This is a genomic window from Limnobacter sp. (assembly GCF_046297615.1).
Taxonomy (GTDB): Bacteria; Pseudomonadota; Gammaproteobacteria; order Burkholderiales; family Burkholderiaceae_B; genus Limnobacter.
The window spans coordinates 277,771-296,362 of sequence record NZ_JBKBHM010000003.1 but is presented as its reverse complement, the minus strand read 5'-3'; the positions used below and the strand labels follow the sequence as shown (position 1 = coordinate 296,362).

14 protein-coding genes are annotated in these 18,592 nt (G+C 59.4%); 6 read left to right on the top strand and 8 right to left on the bottom strand.

What is annotated here, in order from left to right; genetic code table 11:
- Positions 1–230: 230 nt before the first annotated feature.
- From kdpA to ACK4FF_RS08460, 5 genes are read left to right on the top strand one after another with little or no spacing between them, the layout of a single operon-like run.
- Complete coding sequence (gene kdpA, locus ACK4FF_RS08480; protein ID WP_409707383.1) at positions 231–1,892, top strand: potassium-transporting ATPase subunit KdpA; 1,662 nt, start codon at positions 231–233, stop codon at positions 1,890–1,892.
- Between the two features lie 9 nt (positions 1,893–1,901).
- Positions 1,902–3,929: a potassium-transporting ATPase subunit KdpB gene (gene kdpB, locus ACK4FF_RS08475; RefSeq protein ID WP_409707381.1), complete on the top strand. Its 2,028-nt coding sequence runs from the start codon at positions 1,902–1,904 to the stop codon at positions 3,927–3,929.
- 8 nt (positions 3,930–3,937) lie between these two features.
- A complete protein-coding gene (gene kdpC / locus ACK4FF_RS08470) occupies positions 3,938–4,528 on the top strand; it encodes a potassium-transporting ATPase subunit KdpC (RefSeq protein ID WP_409707377.1) in 591 nt (196 codons plus the stop codon).
- A complete protein-coding gene (locus ACK4FF_RS08465; RefSeq protein ID WP_409707374.1) occupies positions 4,525–7,182 on the top strand; it encodes an ATP-binding protein in 2,658 nt (885 codons plus the stop codon). The genes kdpC and ACK4FF_RS08465 overlap by 4 nt, the downstream gene beginning before the upstream one ends.
- The gene (locus ACK4FF_RS08460) at positions 7,175–7,915 is read left to right on the top strand and encodes a response regulator (RefSeq protein WP_409707371.1); all 741 of its coding nucleotides are present in this window, start codon (positions 7,175–7,177) and stop codon (positions 7,913–7,915) included. The genes ACK4FF_RS08465 and ACK4FF_RS08460 overlap by 8 nt, the downstream gene beginning before the upstream one ends.
- Here ACK4FF_RS08460 and ACK4FF_RS08455 read toward each other — a convergent pair.
- The 7 genes from ACK4FF_RS08455 to ACK4FF_RS08425 all read right to left on the bottom strand — a co-directional run bounded on the left by ACK4FF_RS08455 (position 7,902) and on the right by ACK4FF_RS08425 (position 16,123).
- Positions 7,902–9,401 carry a protein kinase domain-containing protein gene (locus ACK4FF_RS08455; protein ID WP_409707368.1) on the bottom strand — a complete coding sequence of 500 codons (1,500 nt, stop codon included), beginning with the start codon at positions 9,399–9,401 and terminating at the stop codon, positions 7,902–7,904. The two genes, ACK4FF_RS08460 and ACK4FF_RS08455, sit on opposite strands and share 14 nt — an antisense overlap.
- Positions 9,398–10,150 (bottom strand): metallophosphoesterase family protein, encoded by a 753-nt coding sequence (locus ACK4FF_RS08450; RefSeq protein ID WP_409707366.1) that lies wholly within the window; start codon positions 10,148–10,150, stop codon positions 9,398–9,400. Before ACK4FF_RS08450 ends, ACK4FF_RS08455 begins: the two co-directional genes overlap by 4 nt.
- A gap of 93 nt (positions 10,151–10,243) precedes the next feature.
- A complete protein-coding gene (locus ACK4FF_RS08445) occupies positions 10,244–12,133 on the bottom strand; it encodes a potassium transporter Kup (RefSeq protein ID WP_409707363.1) in 1,890 nt (629 codons plus the stop codon).
- A 98-nt stretch (positions 12,134–12,231) separates the two neighbouring features.
- Entirely contained in the window at positions 12,232–12,948 is a 717-nt protein-coding gene (locus tag ACK4FF_RS08440) for a winged helix-turn-helix domain-containing protein (RefSeq protein WP_409707360.1), read from the bottom strand.
- The gene (locus tag ACK4FF_RS08435) at positions 12,941–14,491 is read right to left on the bottom strand and encodes an ATP-binding protein (protein WP_409707357.1); all 1,551 of its coding nucleotides are present in this window, start codon (positions 14,489–14,491) and stop codon (positions 12,941–12,943) included. The genes ACK4FF_RS08440 and ACK4FF_RS08435 overlap by 8 nt, the downstream gene beginning before the upstream one ends.
- 4 nt (positions 14,492–14,495) lie before the next feature.
- Positions 14,496–15,716: a cation:proton antiporter gene (locus ACK4FF_RS08430; RefSeq protein WP_409707354.1), complete on the bottom strand. Its 1,221-nt coding sequence runs from the start codon at positions 15,714–15,716 to the stop codon at positions 14,496–14,498.
- Between the two features lie 65 nt (positions 15,717–15,781).
- Positions 15,782–16,123, bottom strand: a complete 342-nt coding sequence (locus ACK4FF_RS08425) for an FKBP-type peptidyl-prolyl cis-trans isomerase (protein WP_409707352.1) — start codon at positions 16,121–16,123, stop codon at positions 15,782–15,784.
- A gap of 182 nt (positions 16,124–16,305) precedes the next feature.
- Between ACK4FF_RS08425 and ACK4FF_RS08420 the strand changes: the two genes are divergently transcribed.
- Entirely contained in the window at positions 16,306–16,566 is a 261-nt protein-coding gene (locus tag ACK4FF_RS08420; RefSeq protein WP_409707349.1) for a hypothetical protein, read from the top strand.
- A 27-nt stretch (positions 16,567–16,593) separates the two neighbouring features.
- Here ACK4FF_RS08420 and ACK4FF_RS08415 read toward each other — a convergent pair whose 3' ends face one another.
- On the bottom strand, positions 16,594–18,591 hold the full coding sequence (locus ACK4FF_RS08415; RefSeq protein ID WP_409707346.1) for a methyl-accepting chemotaxis protein: 1,998 nt from the start codon (positions 18,589–18,591) through the stop codon (positions 16,594–16,596).
- Between the last annotated feature and the right edge of the window lies 1 nt (position 18,592).

Below are 18,592 nucleotides of genomic sequence, written 5' to 3'. Positions count from 1 at the left end.
GCCACCTGTTGTGCACATTGTGGCCGTGCTGCGTACGCGAATTAAGATGATACAACATGCTGGGGTAGACCTAAATTCTCACACCTAAAGTATGTCGTGCAGCCGACATATCTTTGCGTACAAAGCGCTGATTTTACGAAATCTTTACGCTGTCCCGTCGAGTTTCATCTGGAAACTTTACGCCCATAGTCCAGACAATTCAGGCATGTCTTTTCCCGTCTGGAGTCCTCATGTTTGAAACCCTGCTGGTGTATGCCAGTGCACTGTTTCTGGCCTGGCCCCTGGGCCATTATCTGGCTGCTGTGATGTCGGGTCGGCCCAGTCGGTGTGACCGGCTGTTTGCCTGGGTGGAACGCCCCTTGTATGCGTTGGTGGGGGCTGATGCCAGCAAGCCCATGAATGCGGTCCAGTACCTTGTTGCCTTCGCGATCAGCAACGGAGTGCTGGGTTTGGGTGCTTTTCTGGTGTTCCGGTTTCAGGCCGAGCTGCCTCTGAACCCGAATGCGGTGCCCAACATGAGTTGGGATCTGGCCTTACACACAGCCATTTCATTTCTGACCAACACGAACCAGCAGCACTACTCGGGGCAGGCCCAGTTGTCTTACCTTGCCCAGATGGCCGGCGTGGTCGGGCTTCAGTTCATCACCCCCTTGATGGGCCTGGCCTTGGTGGCTGCAACCCTTCGGTTGCTGTGTGCACAGGGCTCGGCCGGTAATTTCTGGGCTGACCTGATTCGACCGGCTGTGCGCGTGATGCTGCCTTTGCTTGTGGTGGTCAGCGTTGTGTTGGTGAGTCAGGGGGTTCCCGCAACTCTTGAGGGTGGTCCGGTCGCCCAAGTGCTGGACGAGTCGGCTACCCCCGCCGAACAAAAAATTCCTCTTGGGCCTGTGGCCCCCATGGTGGCCATCAAGCAATTGGGCACCAATGGTGGGGGTTGGTATGGGCCCAATAGTGCAGTGGCTCTGGAGAGCCCAACGCCTTTGAGCAATCTGGTGGAGACGATTGCCTTGATCCTGATTCCCATGGCGATCGTGTTCATGATCGGTCCATTCACCGGTCGGCGCAAATTCACGGCACTGGTGTTGGGGGTGATGTTGACGATGTCGGTCGTGTCCACCGCATGCTCGCTGATGGCTGAACAATTCGGCCCCGCTGTGCCGGCAGGCAGTGTGATGGAGGGCAAAGAACAGCGGTTCACGGTGCAGTCGTCGGCGCTGTGGTCCAGCCTCACCACACAAACATCCAACGGCTCCGTGAACGGCATGCATGATTCGCTTGAACCACTCACCGGACTGGTGGCCATGGTCAACATGCTCATCAACAGTGTTTGGGGTGGGGTGGGTTGCGGCTTGTCCCAGTTTTTGGTGTACCTGCTGCTGGCGGTGTTTCTGTCGGGGTTGATGACTGGTCGAACACCCGAATTGTTTGGCCGGAAAATTGAGGTGTCTGAGGTTCGTTGGCTGGCGGTGCTGGTGTTGTTGCAACCCATCGTCATTCTGGGTTTTACCGCGGCAGCGATGGGCAATCCTGAGTGGACCGGTAATTCCAACCCCTCATTTCATGGCTTGTCGCAGGTGTTCTATGAATACACCTCGGCCTTTGCCAACAATGGTTCGGGCTTCGAAGGATTGGGAGATGCCACCGTGTGGTGGAACCTGTCTACAGCCGCCGTTCTGATACTGGGCCGCTACCCGGCCTTGATGATCCCGCTGTGGATTGCGGCAAGCCTTTCTGCCAAGCGTGCTGCCCCCGAAGGTGAGGGTGCCTTGCGTGTCGAAAGCGTGACCATGGCCCTGACGCTGATGGCGGTCATCCTGATTCTGACTCTGTTGCAGTTCATGCCGGTGTTGGTGTTGGGGCCTGTGGCCGAGCATTTTTCCCTGATTCAATGAGGTGATCTGATGCAGATTGAACCCAAGCAAACCCAGGCTGCTGCGGCTGCACTGTGGCCCACATTTCTGGATTCCCTGATCAAACTCAAGCCGACACAGGCCATGCGCAACCCAGTCATGGCGGTGGTGTGGCTGGGGACTGTACTCAGCGCCACCTTCACCTTGGTGGGTTTGAGCCCGATGGGTTTTGGTGTCGCTGTCACTGCAATTCTTCTGACCACAGTGCTGTTTGCCAATTTCGCGGAGGCTTTGGCCGAGGCCCGTGGGCGCGGGCAAGCGTCGGCATTGCGCGCAGCGCGAAAAGACTTGGTGGCGACAGTCATCGGGCCCGATGGGCAAGTGCAGAAAGCCATGCCGGCAGCGATGCTGAAGCGCGGTGATCGGGTACTGGTGAAAGCCGGTGAACTGATTCCCGCTGACGGAGAAATTGTTCAGGGTTTTGCAGCCATCAGTGAGGCAGCAGTCACGGGTGAATCCGCACCAGTGTTGCGAGAAGCAGGCACAGACCATTCAGGTGTGATCGGCGGCACCCAGGTCTTGTCCGATGAGATTGTGGTGGAAGTCAGCAGTGAGCCCGGCCACAGCTTTTTGGACCGGATGATTGCCATGGTGGAGGGAGCCAGTCGTCAAAAGACACCGAATGAACTGGCTTTGGGTTTGTTGTTGAATGTGATGACCGTGACCTTTTTGGTCATTGTGATTACCTTGCCGGTCTTGGCCAAGCCCTTGGGCATTGTGATGGACCCGGTGGTGTTGATTGCCTTGTTGGTCTGCTTGATCCCCACCACCATCGGCGGCTTGTTGCCCGCCATTGGAATTGCGGGTATGAACAGGGCGTTGCAGCACAATGTCATCGCCAAAAGCGGCAAAGCTGTTGAAGTGGCTGGGGATGTGGATGTGTTGCTATTGGATAAAACCGGCACCATCACCTTCGGGGACAGGATGGCCACTCAAATGGTGCCCATGCCCGGTGTTGATCCCGAAGACTTGAGGCTGAGCGCTTTGGCCGCTTCGGTACAAGACCCGACTCCGGAGGGCAAATCAATCGTCAAGCTGGCTGGTGGTGTGGGTTCTCTGTCTGCAGCCGATTTTGGCAGCGGTGAGTTTGTCCCCTTCAGTGCGGCGTCCCGAATGTCTGGCGTTGACCTGCCCGGCGGTGTTTGTATCCGCAAAGGGGCCGCCGATGCCATCAAGTTGTGGTGTGTGTCCCAAGGCGGTTTCGTACCCAACGCGATTGATTCAACCGTCAACGACATCGCGAACCGGGGCAGTACGCCCTTGGTGGTGGCCAAGGGGGACCGGGTTTTGGGTGTGATTGAACTGTCGGATGTGATCAAGCCCGGCATCCGTGAACGGTTTGCACGCCTGCGGGCGATGGGCATTGAAACAGTGATGGTTACGGGCGATAACCCGCTGACGGCGGCGGCCATTGCCGCCAAGGCGGGGGTCGATGATTACATCGCCCAAGCCAGGCCAGAAGACAAATTGGAGCGCATTCGCGCAGCGCAGGACAAGGGACACCTTGTGGCGATGGTGGGTGATGGCACCAATGATGCCCCTGCGCTGGCGCAGGCGGATGTCGGATTGGCCATGAACTCAGGCACCCAAGCCGCCAAAGAGGCGGGCAATATGGTGGACTTGGATTCCAACCCGACCAAGTTGCTGGAGGTGGTTGAAATCGGCAAGCAGCAACTGATCACTCGCGGGGCTTTAACCACTTTTTCTCTGGCCAATGATGTCTCCAAGTATTTCGCCATTCTCCCGGCGTTGTTTACTGCTGCGGTACCCGGGCTGGCCAGCCTGAACGTGATGGGCTTGGGCAGCGCCCAAAGTGCTGTGCTGAGCGCCTTGGTGTTCAATGCACTGGTCATCCCGGCCCTGATTCCCTTGGCCTTGCGCGGTGTGCGGTTCAGGCCCGCTTCAGCCAACCAGTTGTTGCGGCGGAATATGGCCTTGTATGGCGTTGGCGGTGTATTGCTGCCCTTCGTGGCGATCAAGCTGATCGACCTGTTGATTCAACCTTTGTTGACGGTGTGAGGTGTGAAATGACTCAGCAACACTCAGGGATCATGAGCGTGATGGTGAGCAGTCTGCGTTTTTCCATCGTGGTGTTTGGTGGTTTTGGGCTGTTGTACTGCTGGGGGCTAACCCAGCTTGCGCAGCAGCTTTGGCCAGCTCAAGCGTCCGGCTCGGTGATTGTGGAGCAAGGCAAAGTAATTGGCTCGCGCTGGGTCGGTCAGCCGGTGGAAAGCCCCCGCTATTTCATCGGCCGACCTTCCGCTTCGGCCTTCGACCCAATGGCCATGGCGGGCAGCAACCTGGCCCACAGCAACCCGGAATTGGCCAGTCGCTTGGCCCAACGCGAGGCCAGTCTTCGCAACCGTATGGGGCTGGGCACGGATGTGCAAATTCCTTCGGACCTGCTGACCCAATCGGGCAGTGGCAACGACCCACACATCAGCCCGGCTGCTGCGCATCTGCAGGTGGCCGCAGTGGCCAGGGCCCGAGGGGTGAGCCAGCAGGTGGTGCGGCAATTGGTGGATCAAGCCATTGAACCACCCCAGTGGGGAATCTTGGGCAATCCGCGCGTGAATGTGCTTGAATTGAACCGTACACTGGATGACCTTGTGCGATGACTGAACCCTCGGCCATGAACCGTGCCCAAGCCTTGATGACTGAACTCAGAAAAACCCAGGCGGGCCGCTTGACGGTTTACCTGGGCGCTGCACCTGGAGTTGGCAAGACGTGCGCCATGCTGGGCCGCGCGCACGAACTGAGCCGAAGTGGGCAACGCGTCATGATTGGTGTGGTTGAAACCCATGGCCGACCGGACACCCAAGCCTTGTGCGCAGGGTTACCGCGCATTGAGCCACGCTGTGTGGACTACAAAGGCCACACCCTCGAAGAGTTTGACTTGCAGGCTACTTTGGCGCTGGCGCCCGATGTAGTGCTCGTTGATGAACTGGCCCATTCCAATGCCCCCGGTTCCTTGCACCAGTTTCGCTGGCAGGATGTGGATGCCCTCTTGAAGGCGGGCATTGATGTGCACACCACGCTGAATGTGCAGCATGTGGAAAGCATGAATGACTTGGTGCTGCAACTCACTGGGGTGCGTGTGCGGGAGACAGTTCCGGACCGCATTTTTGATGACCTCAAGGACATTCGACTGATCGATCTGCCTCCAGCGGAATTGATTGAACGCCTCCTGCAGGGCAAGGTGTACGGGCGAGACAAGGTGGATCAGGCGCTTCATGCGTTTTTTACCCCGACCAATTTGTCAGCGCTTCGTGAGTTGGCCATGGAGTTGGTGTCCCGCCATGTGGACCGTGATGCGCAGGAAAAGCGGGCAGCCAACGGGCAGGACAACGGCCCTCTGCGCAAGCACGTACTGATCGCCGTGCATGACATGGCTGTGGCGGAGTACCTGGTTCGCGCGGGCAGCCGACTTGCCGAGCGGCGAGGGGCCACATGGTCTGCCGTGGCCGTGATGGGCCGTCGCGAGCAGTTCAATGACCGGCAACGGGCTCAACTGGACCCGATTGCCAATTTGGTGAGGAAACTGGGGGGAGAGTTTGAGCTGGTGATCGACACGGATGTCGTGTCCGGCATTCTGCAAGCTGCTCAAGCCAGGCAGGCTCTGGCCATCCTGATTGGCCGTGGACGTGAACGCCGTCTGGAACGCCTGCTGAACTGGACGGTGAGCCAACAGTTGGTCCGTCGAGCTGGGCAGTATGAAGTCACGATTGTGGGCCGCGGCAGCGCGCACAACAGCCCAACGCCAGCCCCCGCGTCAGCGTTGCCCAGCGGGTGGGGCAGCCCCAGCGATTGGGTGTTTGCCTTCTTTATCACGGCCTTGGCGGTGGCCATGGCTGGTGCCGCAGAACAGTGGCTGGGCTTCAAAGACCTGTCTGCCATTTTTCTGCTCGCAGTGTTGTTGGTGGCTACACGCACTAGTCAGGTTGCAGCGGTGGCGTCGGCAGTGTTGTGTTTTCTGGCCTACAACTTCTTTTTTATTGACCCTCGTTTCACCTTTGAAATTTCAGCCGAGCAAGGTGTGGTCACCGTGCTGGTTTTTCTCTCGGCGGGTTTGTTGGCCGGGCGTTTGGCGTCGCAGCTTCGTCTGCAAATCGATGCGCTGCAGGCGGCCAACCGGTATGGCGTGGTACAGCAACAGTTGACCCAGCAGTTGGCCACAGCCACTGACTTGATGCAGGTGTTGCATGTGGGCAGCAAAGCCTTGTCCCGCCTGATCGAAGGTGAGGTTTGGATACGTGTCGGCAACCTGGCTGAAACCCTGCGGCCAGCACGCTTGAACAATGACAAGGATTTACACGCCGCACGTTTGTGCGAAGAGTCCCGTGAGCCTTGTGGGCGCTTCACCCATACCCTTGCGGGCTCCGCATGGTGGTTTATCCCCCTGCATCTGGATGGTCAGCGAGGTGTCGGGGTTGTGGGTATTCTGGCCCCAAGTCAATGGCGCTACCCGCCCGAATCCACTCGCCGTTTGCTCAACGCAATGATCAATGACATCGGGGAAGCGGCCTTGAGGGCTTGCCTGGTGAATGAATTGGAATCTGCACGGGTCAGTTCCGAGACCGAACGTTTGCGATCGGCCTTGCTGTCGTCTGTGTCTCATGACCTGCGTTCTCCGCTGTCGGTGATGATCGGCGCCGCCGATAGCCTGCACACCTTTGGCGACGCCCTGGATGCCCATGACCGTTCGGAATTGGTGGACACCATACGGACTGAGGGCCATCGTCTGGACCGTTACATTCAGAACCTGTTGGACATGACCCGGTTGGGTCACCAAGGCCTTTCCCTGAAAAGGGAATGGGTGATGGTGGAGGACCTGATCGGCAGTGCCTGTCAGCGTTTGAGGCGTTACAGCAGCACGGCACATTTTGAGTTTGATGTGCAGCCCGGCTTGCCCGCGCTCCATGTTCACCCCGCCTTGATTGAGCAGGCTTTGTTCAATGTGCTGGAAAATGCGGTGAAATTTTCGCCTGCAGGTGTGCCTGTACAGATCAAGGCCAGGCTGGATGAACAGGGCATGCTGTCTTTGGATGTGAGCGACCAAGGACCCGGTATTCCTGATGATGAACGGTCGAAGATTTTCGACATGTTCTACACGATGCAGCGCGGGGACCGGGGTTCGCAGGGCACCGGCTTGGGCTTGACCATTGTTCAGGGCATCATGGGTTCGCACATGGGCGAAGTACTGGCCTTGCCCGGTCGGGGCGGCGTGGGTACCATCGTACGCTTGAGATTGCCCGTTCAGGGTGATGCTTGAACCTGCCCAGCGAGCAAGAAGCGTGACCCCTGCCACCCTGTTGATCATTGATGACGAGCCCCAGATCCGGCGTTTTCTGGGCATCAGCCTGCGCGCTGCGGGTTACCGGGTGTTGGAGGCTGAGAATGGCGCTGCTGGTTTGGGCCAATTGGCCGCGGGTGGCGTCGACCTGGTCATTCTTGATCTGGGTTTGCCCGACATGGATGGTCATGAGGTGCTGGTCGGCTTGCGGGAATTCTGCACCATGCCGGTTCTGGTGTTGACCGTACGCGCCGATGAGCAAGAGAAGGTCAAGTTACTGGATGCCGGGGCCAACGACTACCTGACCAAACCCTTTGGTTTGCAGGAATTGTTGGCACGCCTGCGGGTTTTATTGCGGGTGGGGCAAGCCGGTGTGCAGGCCCAGCAGCCCGGCGGGTATGACGACGGGCATCTGCGTGTGGACCTGCAGGCAAGGCTGGTGTGGCTGGATGGTGAGGAAGTGCAATTCACGCGCAAGGAATACGCCTTGTTTGAGATGCTCATCACCCATGCGGGAAAAACCCTGACGCAGCCGCAGTTGCTAAAAACAGTGTGGGGCCCCAGCCATGCTGAAGACACCCATTACCTGCGGATTGCAGTCAGCAAGATTCGTTCGAAGCTGAAAGACGATCCATTGAACCCACGTTACCTCATCACCGAAACCGGTGTTGGTCTGCGCTTTCGCCCGGCCAACGGGCTCACCAAGTCTTGAATACGTCCAGCCCGTCGTAAGGCTGTTCTTCCACTTCCTGCAATTGTTCAAAGGGCAGGCTGGCCTTGATCAGCATGACCGAGCACGGTGCGTACATGGCCACTTTGATGGGCACGGTGCGCATCAGGCGTTGCATCTGAATTCCATGGGTGGCCGCGCCCATGATGATGAGGTTGACCTGATTGCCTTCGGCGTAACTGAGGATGGCCTCGGCCACATCGCTGGCCTCCAGCACATGAAAGGAAATGTGGTGGGAATCCAGCTCCAGCGGTTGGGCCCACTGACGCAACATGTTCAGGTAGGTGCGCTGCGCTTCCGATTCATTGCTGCCCAGGTTCATGGTGAGCAGGCCTGATTTCAGCACCGTCACCACCGCCAGCCGCGCCCCGGGGCGCAGGCCCATGCTGCGTTGAACCGCTTCACGCAGGGAGTACAGTGCGGCGTCGCTGACATCCTGATTGGGAATGGCCACCATCACGATGGGTACATCGTTGATTTGCCGCTCGGGCAGTGGGCTGGGCTGGTAGTGCATGCCCGCAGCCCGCACCCAGCGTTTGAAGTGGGTCCAGAAAGGGGTACGCTCCAGCCGGCGTCCGCGTTCGGTGATGCGCACCTGTTGCGGGTTGTTCAGGTCGAAGGCCAAGTGCGCGCCGGATGGGTAGCGTCGAACAGCCTCCGGCTCCAGGCAACGCAGAATGATTTCCTGCAACCACTCGGGCACCTCGGGGTTGCGCACGCGCGGTGGCACCGGGTTCATCCACAGGCGCTGGCGCATGCCGCCGGTGGTGGCTGGGGCACCAAAGGGCAATCGGCTTGTGGCCATCTCGTACAGCATCACGCCGATGGCGAACAGGTCGCTGCGTGGGTCGCCCCGCACGCCGACCACCTGCTCGGGGGCAATCCAGGCTGGCGAGCCCACTGCTTTGCGCAGTTCCTCGGCCATCAGGTCCGGGTAATGGGCATGGAACGACAAACCAAAGTCGAGCAACACCGCATGGTCAAGGTCCGCGTGGCCGTCTGCCTTGGTGCGGAACAGCACATTGGCGGGTTTGAGGTCAAGGTGACACACATTCTGCTTGTGCAGGCTGTGCACAGCGCGGGCCATGGCTGCGCCGATGCGTGCAATGTTCGCTGGTGTGCGAAGGCTAGGGTCGTCCAGCAGTGTTTCCAGGGTCACGCCCTGAATGTATTCCATGACCAGGTACGGCAGGTTGTCCAGGTCGCCCGAGGCCACAAAGCGGGGCACATGGGGGCCCGACAGCGAGGGCATGATCTGACGTTCAATCTCGAAGCCGATGATGTTCTCGCCGCCGTCGCCTTCGCGCATGCGGGGAATTTTCATCACGATGGGAAAGCCGGGGTCGGTGCTGGTGTGGCCAAAGGCCAGGTCGTATTCCACACGCACCAGGGTGGCCATGCCGCCACTGTGGACCCGTTCATGAATAACGAATCCGTCCAGTCGCTGGCCGGCCTCCCAGGCCGTCATCTGCCGATCTCGATCCGGTGGGCCATTTGCTCGGGCAGGCCAGCGCTGCGGATGGCTTGTGCGGCCGATTGATGGTCGTAGGCCACGCGTTGGAAACGCAGGGTTTGCAGCGCGTCGTCGTACAGCGCGTACATGGAACGAGCATCCCCATCGCGCGGCTGGCCGGTCGAACCCACGGTGACCACCATGGGCCGACGGGTGGGCACCGGAATGTCCACATTGGCCACCGGGTTGAAACGCATCAGGCTTTGGCGGGCGCCCGGGTAAAACAGGGCTTGGTGGTGTACATGGCCGACAAACACATGGCTGGCATTGAATTGGGTTTGCGCGGCATTCAGGCACAATTCGGCGTTGCGTTCATTGTCCACGTAATGCCAACGCTCGGGCTGGTGGGCACTGGCGTGCACGAACAGGGCTTTGCCATGCTGTACGGTCAAGGGCCGGGTGGTCAGGAATTCTCGCTGTTCGAGGGTCAGACGGTCGTGGGTCCACGTGGCGCTGGAGGAGCCCATGTCGTTCAGGGCCGGGGGCGGGCACACGGCCATCTGGTCGTGGTTGCCCTGAATCACCCAGGCGCCTTGCTCCCACAGGGCCATGATCTCGTCCACCACGCCGCGGGGGTCCCCGCCGTAGCCCACCAAGTCACCCAAAATGACAAATTGTTGGGCACCGGCTTGCCGGGCGTGGGCGATGCAGGCCAGCAGGGCATGCAGGTTGCTGTGGATGTCCGACAGCAGGGCGATTCTCATGGCTTGTCTCGTTGGGTTATTGTGTTTTCCTTCTAGTGTAACGGATGGAACCTTCTGAAAACTTACGGTTTTTGTTCAATCTGTCGTTCAGTGTTACAACTGGATACGTGTGCCCACTTCCACCACGGCACCGTCGGGCAGTTTGAAAAACGCGGCCACATTGCCGGCGTTTCGGCTCATCGCGGCAAACAGTTTTTCGCGCCACAGGGCCATACCGCCGCCCGGCGAGGCCACCACACTTTCCCGGCTCAGGAAGTAGGAAGTTTCGAACGGTTCGATGACCAGGCCATGGTCTGCGCACAAGGGCAGGGCATCAGGCACGTTCGGTGTTTCCATGAAGCCGAAATGCAGTTGTACTCGCCAGAACAGGTCAGACACTTTGTGCACGGTGACCCGCTGCTTCTCGGGCACCCAAGGGGTGTCGGCAAAAGTGACGGTCAGCAGCACGTTTTTCTCATGAATCACCTGGTTGTGTTTCATGTTGTGTAGAAACGCCTGTGGCAGCGTCACCGGGTTGGCCACGGGGTAAACCGCTGTGCGCTGGGCAATGTGCACATCACTGGCGTGCAGGTGCCCGATGAATTCCTCCAGCACAATGCCGTCTTCCTCGATTTTTTTCAGCAGCAGCGTGCGGCCGCTTTTCCAGGTGGACATGACCATGAACAGGCCCAGCCCCATCACGATTGGGAACCAGCCGCCGTCGAAGAACTTGATGACACAACTGGCCACCAGAAAGATGTCCACGGTGATGAAGAATGTGGTGGCGGCGTACGCAATCAGCGGTGACATTTTCCACGCATTGCGCACCACAAAGAAGGTGAGAATGGTGGTGATCAGCATGGTCAAGGTGACAGCGATGCCATAGGCCGAGGCCAGTGCGGATGAGCTTTTGAAGCCGACCACTGCCAGCAGTACACCCACCATCAGCATCCAGTTCACGGCTGGAATATAAATTTGCCCGCGCTCCTGCGCCGAGGTGTATCGAATGTTCATGCGGGGCAAGTAGCCCAGCAAGATGGCCTGACGGCTGAGTGAATAGGCACCAGAGATAACCGCCTGCGAGGCAATGATGGCGGCCATGGAGGCCAGGATGATCATCGGAATAATCAGGCTTTCAGGCACCAGTCGGTAGAACGGGTTTTCGATGGCGGAAGGGTCGCGCATCAGCAAGGCACCTTGACCAAAATAGTTCAAGGCCAGACCGGGCAGTACCAGGCCGATCCAGGCCAGGCGTATGGGCTTTTTCCCAAAGTGCCCCATGTCGGCGTACAGGGCTTCAGCACCGGTCAGCGCGAGTACCACGGCCCCCACAGCGGCGAAAGTGCTTGGGCCGCGTTCAAACAAAAACTGGGCGGCGTGGATGGGGTTCAGCGCGGCCAGTACCGCCGGGGTTTGAGCAATCTGGATGACGCCACAGATGCCCAGCACCGTGAACCACACCACAATGATGGGCCCGAAGAACTTGCCGATCACCTGCGTGCCCCATTGCTGCACGGTGAACAACCCCATGATGATGACCAGCGACAGCGGGACCACGGCGGGGGCCAAGTCTTCGTTGATGACCGTCAGGCCTTCCATGGCGCCGATCACAGAAATGGCAGGGGTGATGACACTGTCGCCATAGAACATGGTGGCCCCCAGAATGCCCAAGGCCAGCAGCAGCCGTTTCAGGCCGGGGCGGTGGCTGACTGCGTTGGAGGCCAGTGCAGTCAGGGCGAGGCCGCCGCCTTCGCCGTCATTGTCGGCACGGAGAATCAGAATCACGTATTTCAGGGTGACGACCAGCATCAGCGCCCAGAAAATGGTGGACACGGCGCCCAGAATATTGCCGTCGTTCAGGGCAAGGCCCGTGTGTTCAGCAAATATTTCCTTGACCGTGTACAGGGGGCTGGTGCCGATGTCGCCGTACACCACGCCAACGGCGGCCAGAGTCAGGGCGGCCAGGCCCTGTTTTTGAATGTGTCCGTGAGAATGCTCAGTCATGGCGGCAGGGGGCCGGAAGTGGAGTCGCCGCAATGGTGCATTGCAGCGCATAAGGATCGCATAAGGATTGAAAAAAGGCCTTGGTCAGGCCGGATGGGTCAGTCAGCGGCTATTCGATAGCCCACACCCAGTTCTGTGTGTATCCAGCGTGGTTCGGTGGGGTTGTCCTCAAGTTTGCCCCGCAATTGAGCCATGTACAGCCGCAGATAATGCACGTCATTGATGTGGTCTGGACCCCACACGGCGCTGAGCAGTTGGCTGTGGGTCCACACTTGCCCCGGTTTGCTCGCCAGCAAGGCCAGAAGCTTGAACTCTTTGGGGGTGAGGTGCACGGTGTGTCCGTCACGGCTGACTTGGTGACGCGATTCATCCAGATCAAGACCAGCCACGCTGTACCGGCCACTGGGCTGTAGTGGGTGTTCCACTTGCACCGGTTTGAGCCGCAGTTGTATGCGGATCCGCGCCAGCAGCTCTGCCGTACCAAAGGGTTTGACAAGGTAGTCGCGGGCGCCTTGGTCCAGCAGACGTATTTTTCGGGCTTCGTCGAATTGGGCGGACAGCACCATGACGGGCATGGCGGGGTTGTTCTGTTGCAGCCAGTCCAGCACCGCGCTGCCATCGCCATCCTGAAGCCCGAGGTCAAGAAGCACCAGGTCAATGGGGGTGTCGTCGGGGCGCCCCAGCCGTTGCAGGGCTGAGACCACGTTGTCGCACACGGTGGTCAGGTACTGGACGCCGCGCAGGGCTGTGTCCAACGCCCGCTGCAGGTGCGGGTCGTCTTCAACCAGCAGAATGTGGCAGGCCGGTTCACTCATGGAGGTCGGGCGCAGGCGGCATGGGGGTTCTGGGCCACGCCCAGACGGCGCGCAGTCCCTGTGGATGGTTGGCTTTCAACTCAAGTTGGCTGCCTGCATGGGCCAGTGAAACCGCTTTGCACAGGGCCAGTCCCAGGCCGAAACCCGGTCGGCTGTCCTGTTCTGGCCCACGCTTGAAAGGCTCGAACGCCATGGCCCTGTCGGCTGCGGCCATGCCGGGCCCCAAGTCCGCCACTTCAAGCTGGAATTCGGACGCGCCGGACGCTATGGTGAGCGTGATGGGGGTGCCCGCAGGGCAATGACGCGCCGCGTTGTCCAGCAGGTTGAACAGGGCCTGTTGTACCAGTGTGGCGTTGCATTGCACCAGCGCAGGTTCAGGCCCAAGGTCCAACTGAAGACGTGCGTGGGGGTGATGGCTGGCCAGTGTATCTCGTGCCTGCATGGCAATTTCCTGCAGGTTCTCCCATTCGGTGGGCAGGCGGTGGTCCAGGTGTTCAAGCCGAGCCAGTTGCAAGGTGTTGGTGGTAATCACCTGCAGTCGGCGCAGTTCATCGCCCAGTTGTTGGCAACTGGTCTGGATCTGCGCGGTGCTGGGCGAATCGGCGCTGCGCAGGTTGTCCACGGTGGTCAGCATGGCTGCAATCGGGGTCCGAAAGTCGTGTGCGACTGAGGTCAATAGCGTGCTGCGCAGGGCTTGGTTGTGCCTGGCCCTGTCCAGGTCGTTCACCTGCTGCTGGAAATAAGTTCTTTCCAGATCGCCAGCCAAGGTCGCGCACAGGGTTCGAATGAGCTTCAGGGGCATTGGCGGATTGGCATTGGCGTCGTCTCTGGCTGTACGGATCAGCACGCTGCCCCAACTGCGCCCGCCCGAGGTCAGGGGTAGCACGTGTTGCTCCAGCTGATTGTCGCGGCCAGACAGTGAGCCCCGCTCTGTCAGTTCGTTCACACTGGCCAGCATGGCCCGGCGCTCGGGGGGCGAGGCTTTGCCCACCCAAATCAGGCCAGGTTTGCGGATGTCTTTCACAGGCCAGTGCGGGGTTACCATGGCTGATGCATTCAGCCCCTCGTCGCGCAGCCTGTCCAGCAGGAGCTGTGACTTCTTGGCCGGGTCGCTGGTGTTGGCCAGTTGGGCGGTCAGATAAATCTGGGCTTCACTGCGCTGGGCCGATTCCCGTTCTTCATTCATGGCCACCCGCAGGCGCGAGGTCAGCACGCTGGTCAAGAGGCTGGTGGCAAACACGGTGCCCAACATCACCATGTCTTGTTTGTGGTAAATGTCCAAGTCAAACCGGGGTGGAATAAACAGATAGTTGAACAGGACAATGCCGCCCGAGGTGATGACCAAGGTGGATGCCACGGACAGCCGCAGGCTGGCTATGCAACTGGCCAGCACCACCAGCCCGGTGAAATCGCGAAAGTCCACACGGGGCAGAATCAGTTGAATGAACACCAGGGTGAGTGCCCACACCACAAACCCCCACGCAAGCGACTCGGGCAGGTGAAGAAAGCCTGTGCGTCGTTGAGTGGGGCGGGGCAAACGCATGGATTTACCGCAGGTGGCGCGCGCTGTAGTCGGCCAGCGCCTGGCCACGGAAGGTTTGTTTGAACAGGATGGGTGTGAGGAAGGTGGTGAGAATACCCATCAGCACAAGGGTTGAGAACATGGTGGGCCCGATGAAGCCCTTTTGGTAGGCAATGCCCGCGACCACCAGTTCCATCACGCCGCGCCCATTAAGCACGCAGCCCAGCCCGATGGCTTCGCGGCGGCCCATGCCCACCACGTGCCCCCCCCACCAGCCAGCCAGCAGTTTGGTGAAAATCGACACCAGAATCACCACGGTGGGGAAGTCGAGTTCATCGAGCGCAATCGGTTTGAATTCCAGGCCCAGAAATGCAAAAAATACCGGGGCCAGAAAGCCGTTGGTGACCGAGTTCAAGGTGTTTTGCAGGTCGGTGTAGCGGGAGGCCTGAAAGTGGCTGCGGTCCAGAAACAGGGCTCCAAAAAAAGCACCGATGACAAAGTGGAAGCCCAAAGCCTCGCTGACGGTGCCAAACACCAGCACAAAGACCACCACAATCCCGAAAAGCGCCTCGGGGCCGAAGAGCTGGATCATCCGCTCGGGCAGGGCCCGAATGTTCACCTGTTTCTGGTCCAGCCACTTGAGCAACCAATTCAGAGACAGCACCAGCAGGGCAAATACCAACAGTTTCACCGAGGCCACCCCGACGGTGCTCAGGGCGTCGCTCAGGTTCATTTGGGTGGGCAGGTTGAGTACGATGCCTAGAATGAACAGCGCGGCCACATCATTGACCACTGCGGTGGCCAGGGAAAAGCTGGCAATCGGTGTGTGGAGTATGCCCAGGCTGTCCAGCAGTTTGACCGCAACGGGCAATGCGGTGATGGAGATACACAGGCCCAGAAAGATGGTGCGCATGATATCCAGGTCATAGGCCCACGCCACCAACACACCGCCGCCGAAAGGCACGAAAAAGCTGATGGCGGCCAAGGCCAGCCCACGGCCTTTCATGGCGTCGTAAATGTCGGAGAACCGCATTTCGAGGCCGGCGCTCAGAATGATCAAAAAAACTGCCAGCTCGGTGACGGCGGCCAGCGATTTGTTGGGTTCGATCAACCCAAGAATGGCTGGGCCCAGCAGGATACCGGCCAGAATTTCACCGATCAGTTCCGGTTGGTTGTACCGGGCGAACAGCCGGCCAAAGAGCCGGGCAACCACAATCAGGACTAGCAGGCTGGTGAGCAGGGACATGAAGGGCTGTAGCTCCGGGGCAGTTGAACAATGGTCGGGGCCTGATGCCCCGGGAGCCGTTGGATTCAGCGGAAGGAGAACAGTTCCACGTCAAAGACCAAATCGGTGTTGGGCGGGATCGGGCCTGCACCACGCGCGCCATAGGCGGTGTCGGCTGGGCAGAAGATGGTCGCACGGTCACCGACCACCATTTCGCACAGGGCTTGCGTCCAGGCCGAGATGACCCGGTTCAGCGGAAAGGAAATGGTTTCGCCGCGTTGAAAGGAGCTGTCGAACACGGTGCCATCCAGAAACGTGCCTTCATAGTGAACAGTCACAATCGAACTGGGCACAGGTTTTTCAGTGCCGGTGCCGCGTTGGGTGAAGGTGATTTTTACGCCGGAAGGCAGAGTCAAAGTGTCGCTCATGGTGCAGGGCTGCCCAAGTGGTGGTTGTCAAAGCCACATCTTAACCGGCTGGGTGTGTCAATTCGGGGTGTGGGTGGGTTTTCCCGCGGATTGAGCAGGCTCTGAGGGCCGGGCGTACAAGCCGGTTAAGTGGTCATGGTATAAACATCTCACCTCAAAACCCGAAGAATGGAGACACCTGAATGAATAACCCTTTGTTGTGGCGCGTGTTGCAAGCTGGTTTGGTGCTGATTTGGTTGGCGGTGCCGTTTGGTGACGCACTGGGTATGCCCAAGCTGACGACGCTGGGCCTTGTGCTGCTGGTGTTGCATGCGCTGGAGATTCCCCTGTCCAAAGCCAAAGTGGCCAGCACCGGTGTCGGCACTGGCCGCATGGTCGTGATGACCCTGCTGTTTGGTTTCACCTGGTGGCTGCCCGTGTCCAAAAGGGTGATTGCACCCTGATGGCCTTGAAGGCGCCAGCGCGGTGATTCACATCACATAACGCTGTGCCTGGCCTTGCATCTGCCGGGCCAGTTCATCAATGCCATGGACTAGGGCGTCCAGCCGTTCGCAGGCGCTCTGGTTTTCTTCGGTCATTCGGGCAATCAGTTCCACCTGCTGGGCAATCAGGCCAGACGCTGAGGATTGTTCCATGATGGACCGGTTGATCTCGTCCACCGCATGCATGGTGTGGGTGGATTGCTGGTCGATACCATCCATCAGTTCTTCCGCCTGTTGGGCGCTGCTCAAGCCGATGCCCAAGGCCATGCTCCAGCCTGACACCATGTCCACCGCAGCGTTGGCGCGCTCCTGCACGCTGGAAATCAGTGTGCTGATTTCTGCTGTAGAACCGGCGGTGCGCTCGGCCAGTTTGCGCACTTCATCGGCCACCACCGAGAAGCCACGGCCTTCTTCGCCGGCGCGGGCCGCTTCAATGGCCGCATTCAGGGCCAGCAGGTCGGTTTGGCTGGCGATGGCGTCAATGGTGGTAACAATTTCACTGATGGCGTTGGCACTGCTGGCCAGTTCGCTGATCATGGTGGACAGGGGCAGGGTGGATTCATTCACATCCCGCATGCTGCTGGCCACCGTGCGCACGCCCTTGCGACTGGTACGTGCCGAGGTGCCCACTTGCTCGGAGATGGATTTGGTTTCACGCACATTGTCGGAAATCTGGCTGATGGACACCGTCATTTCTTCCACCGAGGCGGCGACGGAACTGGATGAGTGGGCTTGATTGGTTGCGCTGCTGCGCACCTCACTGGAGGCTAGGCTCAATTGTTCCGAGGCCTGCCGAAGTGTGCCCGCACTGGTTTGCAAACCGCCGGCAAACTGTTTTTGGGCTGTGGCCAATTCATTCAATGCCGCGCTGATCTGGCCAATTTCATCCTGGCCCGGGGCCACATCATGCACCCGCAGGTCACCTTTGGCCAGTTGGCGTGTGGCCTCGACAATGCGGGCCACCCGGTTGCGCATGTTTCGGGCAATCAGGCTGCCCATGATGATCAGCATCAGCATCATGACGCCAGCAGACGCGAGGGCGGAGGCGATCTGTGCGTCATAGTCGCTTTTGCGGCTTTCCAGTTGGGTCAACAGCGTTTCGGCGTTCAGGCGGGCCAGCTCATGGGTTTCGGTGATTGGAACTGTGGCCTGTCGGAAGAAGGCGCCCGCCTCCATGGTGCCGCCATTGGTCAGTGTGCCCAGAGTCACCAGCAGGGTGTTGATCGATGCTTGCAATTGGTCGCGGTGCCGGGCAATTTCTGCGTTCAGGGGGATCCCCGCTTTGCTGACTTTCTCGTAGCTCAGGTTGATGCTGTTCATGGTCTGTTCGATCTCGCCGGTCTTCGTCCGGGCTTGCATCAACACGTCCGTGGGCAATGGCCCCGCTGCGAGTGCAGCAGACACCTGGCCACGGATTTGCCCTATGGATTCACTGAGCAGCGGCAGGTCAAAGTCCCCAACACTCATCAAGTAGTAGGTGGGCAGAATCGGGTCAAGAGTCAGTTCGCTGTCGTCAGACACTTGGCGCACCGCGCGAATCAGGTTGTTGATCAAAGCCGTGTGTTGGGCGAAGTTGTCAGGCGCATTGAGTTTGCCTTGGCTGGCTTGCAGGCTGTGCCATTCCTGTTCCAGCTGGGTACTCAACACCCGCGCATCGGCCCACGCAGCGGGCAGGGTCTGGTTGAATTTCGCCCAACCGGTGCTGACTTGCGCTGCAGTCGCGTCGAGCTCGGCTTTGACGGCGGAGTCGCCCGCTTTCAAGCGGTTGCTCAAGCCGCGATGGCGCTGAACTTGGCCCAGGATGGCAGTCAGTTGTTCAATCGCCCGCACCCCTTCAATTTCGTTCAGGGTGGATGCGCGCACGGTGCGCAGGGTCGACAGGCTTTGCCAGCCCAAGCCGCACAGCAGTGCAGTGGTTGCCAGGCCGATGGCCAGAAACTTTCTGGACAGGGAGACCCGGTTCAAGAGGGAATCGAATGTGAACATG